Source organism: Zoogloea sp., from assembly GCF_028693495.1.
Lineage (GTDB): Bacteria > Pseudomonadota > Gammaproteobacteria > Burkholderiales > Rhodocyclaceae > Zoogloea.
The window spans coordinates 1-4765 of the sequence record NZ_JAQUVG010000153.1 but is presented as its reverse complement, the minus strand read 5'-3'; the positions used below and the strand labels follow the sequence as shown (position 1 = coordinate 4765).

Below are 4765 nucleotides of genomic sequence, written 5' to 3'. Positions count from 1 at the left end.
CGCGCAAATGCCTCGACTTTGAAACACCAGCGGAGGTCTTTGCGAGGGAAATCATGAACTTTCAACCCAGTGTTGCACTTCAGACTTGAAACCGCCCAGCTCATCCCGCCAATGCTGCCCCGGAGCTAATCCTGCGGACGGATCGAGGTCGAGAAAAACGTCGGCCCAACCCTGCTCTCCCAGCCAGTCCCGCATGGCCTTCGCCAACTCGTTGTCACGGCTGGAATGGCTGATGAAGATCATGCTCATGAGGCTCCTCTCCACGCGCTGTAGTCGAGATATACCGGCCTTGTGATCCTAAATCACCCTTCAAAGGCGAACCATGCAACGCGCCGCCTGTGGCACCACCATCGGCATTGACTAAGCATATCAACAAGCTGCAGGTGCTGCGTTATCTCGTCTCGTTCCGCCTGGCGCCGGACGTCTCACAGCCAAGGGCCCCACATCTGCAAGTCGAGCCGATCTCGTGCTGCTATTAATCCCCTGCGAGCGAAGCTTGCAGGGCCGCCCCCGAAGGTGGTCAAGCCCGGCGCAGGTCCCTTGATCCTGCGCCGGGCTTGGGGAAGAGGTGGAGTTGGTGGTACTGAAGGTGACCGAGTTGGAGGGGGCATGGGCTCCAACTTTCGCGGCTATACACCCCTACGGCGGGAGTTGGAGGACGGTCAGACCATGTCGCTCATCCTGCGTTTCCCCATGGCACTCGCTCTGATTGGGTCACGTATTTCGCCGTCAATCGACTGGTATAGGTGTCGTTGTAGCCGCACAAGGCCAGCACAGACAACTCCAGGTACCACAGGCTCAACTTCCATCCGTCAATGAAGCAATCGGAAACCTGCTTCTTGCTGGCCGGATGAACCAGTTCGTTACGGATGTCCGTCAGGGCATGGGGCGCATCCACCCACTTGCAGCTCGGTGCAGCCTTCTGAATGTCTAGCGTTGCGGCACTAATCCCGACAGGAAGATTCAAGCTGGAAAAAAGCAGCCGCAAGCGGTCAGACGCCTTCAGTCGATCGAGCCCTTCGAGGGAGATCATCTTCCTGTCAACGACCAAATGGTGATGCGCCAATCGCTCCAAGGCGGATTGCGCCAGAATGATAGCCGCATCGATGCCTGGCGAGCTCCCATTCGTGTTGGCCTGCGCATACCAGTAGATAGCCGAACGCAGACAATCCTTCCATTCCTCCGACTGCTGCCAACGCTTCACGAACAGGGGAAACAGGACCTCGGCCTGGCTCGCCTTGAATGGGGTGAACCATGAATATGGCGGGTTGCTGACGTATGGGGAAGCAAAGGTCTCCCAGGTTTTTTTGCCCGCCGCATCGAATCCCACTTCACACGAGGTCGAGCACCGCCCACCCTTAGTGAATGAGAGGAAGTTAGCAAGGAGAAGGCGTTGCTCGCGGGCCTCTTCCCCGGAGAAAGGCTTGCCGTCCTTCCGCTCCAACTTCGCCACATGCGTCAGGTAACAGCCGCCTTCACTCCTTATTCGCTCCCATGCCTGACAGGTGGCGTCGTTCGGCAATGATTGGAGGGAAACGCGCCACTCCTCAGACTCCAGCACAAGCAACGCACACCCCGCAGGAGCCGCAGTGGCTTGATGCTGCCCACCCTGGAAGTCAGGGAAGTTAAAGATGTGAAGGATTGCCGCCACTGAAGTCTTGGACTGCATGTCACACAGCACCACAGGGTCGGATTTGGGGTGCCAATCCAATGCCAAGATATCGGAATTAGCGCTCCACTTTCCACGGAACCCTTCTATCTTGTATCCGTTGAATAAGAAGTACGAAGGCTCATCTGAGGTGTAGAAGAACAAGGGAAACCGTGACTCTCCCGCCCTTCCTTGGACACTCGCGTGAAAAACAACCCGCGGGCTGGGAAGAAATCTCAGCAGCAGATCAGCCGTCCCGGAAAAACTGTCATCACCAAAGCCCACTTCTGCTGTTCCCTCGAACAGGCGGACAGGTTCAGGTGCAGAAGAGAAGTCGTACGCTAGCTGCAAAGGTTCAGGTCGGTTCATGCCTTTTTTCCTTGAACTGCTCTTCTTCGCCGCTTCTTCAGTCATTTTCAAGCAAAGATGAACTCCAGAATGCTGTAGAGATGATTGTCCACAACGCCGCTGAGTAAAACGTCGAGCACAAGGGATCGAGAGAGCAATCTCCTGAGCCCTCTGCTTTCAGTCTCATAGTAAAGGCTCCCGCTCGAAGGAAACACGATGCGGGCGCTTGCGCTACCATCCGTGATGCCTGTGGATGTTGAATCCATAAACACCCTACCATCATCCGTATTCGTTATGCCCATCCCCGACTATCAAACCTTGATGCTTCCGCTCTTGAGGCTGGCCACTGACGGCAACGAGCATCGTTTCCGCGATGCAGTCGAGCAGCTGGCGGCTAAGTTCGAGTTGTCCGATGAAGAGCGCGCCACGATGCTTCCCAGTGGTACGGCTCCGATGTTTGACAACAGGGTCGGGTGGGCAAAGACCTACCTTAAGCAAGCTGGTTTGATCGATGCAACTCGACGAGGCTACTTCCGGATCACGCTGCGGGGCTCCGAGCTTCTCGGAACAAACCCGATCCAGATCGACACCTCTACGCTTGAGAAGTATCAGGAATTCCGGGCATTCAGGTCACGCAGAAGTGAGGGTAACGGCGCACAGCAACCAGACATCCCAATAACCTTACCGTCTCCGTCCCAGATCACGTCATCGCCGGCACCAGAAGCCACACCAGAGGAGCTTTTCTCACAGGCTTATCAGCGCCTGCGCAGCAATCTGGAGGCCGAGGTGCTGGAGCAGGTCAAGGCCGCCACACCGGCCTTCTTCGAGCGCCTGGTCATCGATCTGCTGGTCGCCATGGGCTACGGCGGCTCGCGCCAGGACGCGGGCAAGGCGGTAGGCCGAAGCGGCGATGGCGGCATCGACGGGATCATCAAGGAGGACAAGCTGGGGCTCGACGTGATCTACGTGCAAGCCAAACGGTGGGAGGGGACCGTCGGACGTCCGGAGATACAGAAGTTTGCTGGAGCCCTTCAAGGACAGCGTGCGAACAAGGGGGTTTTCATCACCACATCAGGATTCTCGCGAGAGGCCCACGAATACGCGGGGATCATCCCATCGAAGATCATCCTTGTTGGAGGTGAGCAGTTGGCCGCCTTGATGGTCGATCACAACGTCGGGGTTTCACCCGTCAGCCGCTTTGAGATCAAGCGGGTTGACTCGGACTACTTCGAGGGGGACACCGTCTGAGTGGGACCGTCCCAGCAAAGCCAGCCATGCTATATTAAGTCATGGCTGATACGAAGATCATCGATGAGTCCCACAAGATTTCCGACAAGCGGGGCAACGGCAAGCTGCGCCGGGAGATCTGGGTCGATTCGATCACGGGCAAGGTCACCCGCTACAACCTTGCGTACATCAACCACCGGCTGTACGCGGGAGACAACGGACGCGTCGTGGGTTACGACAACGCCCACGATGGTCACCACCGCCATTACTTCGGGGTGGTGGAACCCATCGACTTCGTGAGCTTCGAAGACATCGAAGAGCGCTTCGCGCAGGACTGGATCATCTTGAAGGATTGCAAATGAGCAAGCTGACGATCAAAACGGGAACCGAAGGCGACTTCTTCCAGCGAGGCCGGCAACTGGCACGCGCAGCGGATCGCGGCGACGCGCTGCCCAGCGAGAGCACGATCAGTTTCGAGGACCCGGCGGATGTGGTGAAGCTGATCACCACCGCGCGGCTCGCCCTCTTTCGTTCCATCAAGGAGATGCCCGGCTCGATCACCCAGATCTCGGAACGCCTCCACCGGGATCGCAGCGCGGTCAAGCGGGATGTGGATGAGCTGGCGCGGGCGGGCCTGGTCACGGTCTCGGAGAAGATCCTGCCGGGCCACGGCCGGATGAAGGAAGTCCGGGCGACCGCGCAGCGCATCAGCCTGATGGCGGAAGTCGCCTGACGGGCATACCAGAGGACCGTCTGGTCACGTTCTGGTCACCGCTGCGTCAAGCTCAGGCAATCCAGATCCGAAACCAGAGCCCACGGAGCGACGCTCCGGATCTCGCCCCTTCTCGAAAAAGCCGTTGAAGATCAAGGGAAAACAGATTAATGTCTCGCCCCGGATGCCGGTCATCGGGCCTCGAAGCATGCTCTGCTCCACGTTTTCGATTCCCATCGCCCGCTCCAGATCGGATTCAGACAGGTCGTTGATCTGCAAGCAAAAAAGCCAACCTCACGGGGTTGGCTTTTTTGTTGTCTGGTCGATGTCTGATCGGAGGGAGATCAGGTCAGGGCAAGCAGCGTCAAGCAAGGTGTTAATCAAGCCCCTGACCTACCTGAACCTCACATGGCAGCAAACTGCAGAATCGACTCTTCATCGTTTGCAGCCACGACGGTGACGCCAGTAGCCTGCAGATCTTCGCGGATCTCCTCAAACGCCTGATACGGTTTTGTATCCCGAGCCGGAGCTTTCACCGGGAACAGGACTGCCTCTGGTAAGGCATCCCGCTTACGGAGACGCCTGACCTTGTCCACCCATTGACCACCATGGGTCAGCAGCTTGGTGGAGTCCTCCTGGGCCAGGTACAAAGGCTTGATGATGCGGTCAGCTCGCCCGTCATGGTGATGGACGAACGGAAAGTTGACCGTGAACTCCGGATTCCCCACCTTTTCAGCCCGATATGCAGCACCGAGTTGCCGGCCTACGAGCAGCTTGCGGACCATGCTATCGAGGAGACGCTCCTGATACTCCTTGGTCACGAAATTGCG

General features: G+C 57.7%; 7 protein-coding genes. 3 read left to right on the top strand and 4 right to left on the bottom strand.

Annotated elements, in window-relative coordinates; translation table 11 throughout:
• Nucleotides 1–51: 51 nt before the first annotated feature.
• Complete coding sequence (locus tag PHD22_RS16325) at nucleotides 52–249, bottom strand: hypothetical protein (RefSeq protein ID WP_299869319.1); 198 nt, start codon at nucleotides 247–249, stop codon at nucleotides 52–54.
• A 427-nt stretch (nucleotides 250–676) separates the two neighbouring features.
• On the bottom strand, nucleotides 677–2068 hold the full coding sequence (locus tag PHD22_RS16320) for a hypothetical protein (protein ID WP_299869316.1): 1392 nt from the start codon (nucleotides 2066–2068) through the stop codon (nucleotides 677–679).
• Nucleotides 2069–2290: 222 nt separating this feature from the next.
• On the opposite strand from PHD22_RS16320, the gene PHD22_RS16315 reads away from it, so the two are divergent.
• The 3 genes from PHD22_RS16315 to PHD22_RS16305 are packed head-to-tail and all read left to right on the top strand — an operon-like array spanning nucleotide 2291 to nucleotide 3956.
• Complete coding sequence (locus PHD22_RS16315) at nucleotides 2291–3244, top strand: restriction endonuclease (protein WP_299869313.1); 954 nt, start codon at nucleotides 2291–2293, stop codon at nucleotides 3242–3244.
• Between the two features lie 41 nt (nucleotides 3245–3285).
• A complete protein-coding gene (locus PHD22_RS16310) occupies nucleotides 3286–3585 on the top strand; it encodes a DUF6516 family protein (RefSeq protein WP_299869311.1) in 300 nt (99 codons plus the stop codon).
• Nucleotides 3582–3956, top strand: a complete 375-nt coding sequence (locus PHD22_RS16305; RefSeq protein ID WP_299869308.1) for a MarR family transcriptional regulator — start codon at nucleotides 3582–3584, stop codon at nucleotides 3954–3956. Before PHD22_RS16310 ends, PHD22_RS16305 begins: the two co-directional genes overlap by 4 nt.
• A gap of 24 nt (nucleotides 3957–3980) precedes the next feature.
• Here PHD22_RS16305 and PHD22_RS16300 read toward each other — a convergent pair whose 3' ends face one another.
• Both PHD22_RS16300 and PHD22_RS16295 read right to left on the bottom strand, forming a co-directional pair.
• Nucleotides 3981–4214 carry a hypothetical protein gene (locus tag PHD22_RS16300; protein WP_299869305.1) on the bottom strand — a complete coding sequence of 78 codons (234 nt, stop codon included), beginning with the start codon at nucleotides 4212–4214 and terminating at the stop codon, nucleotides 3981–3983.
• 125 nt (nucleotides 4215–4339) lie between these two features.
• Nucleotides 4340–4765, bottom strand: a 426-nt coding sequence (locus tag PHD22_RS16295) for a hypothetical protein (RefSeq protein ID WP_299869302.1), incomplete at its 5' end; no start/stop codon positions are given.

Bases quoted from the DNA above. Each gene is read 5' to 3' on its own strand.
- PHD22_RS16325 (WP_299869319.1), bottom strand. From the start codon at position 249: ATGAGCATGATCTTCATCAGCCATTCCAGCCGTGACAACGAGTTGGCG.
- PHD22_RS16315 (WP_299869313.1), top strand. From the start codon at position 2,291: ATGCCCATCCCCGACTATCAAACCTTGATGCTTCCGCTCTTGAGGCTG.
- PHD22_RS16310 (WP_299869311.1), top strand. From the start codon at position 3,286: ATGGCTGATACGAAGATCATCGATGAGTCCCACAAGATTTCCGACAAG.
- PHD22_RS16305 (WP_299869308.1), top strand. From the start codon at position 3,582: ATGAGCAAGCTGACGATCAAAACGGGAACCGAAGGCGACTTCTTCCAG.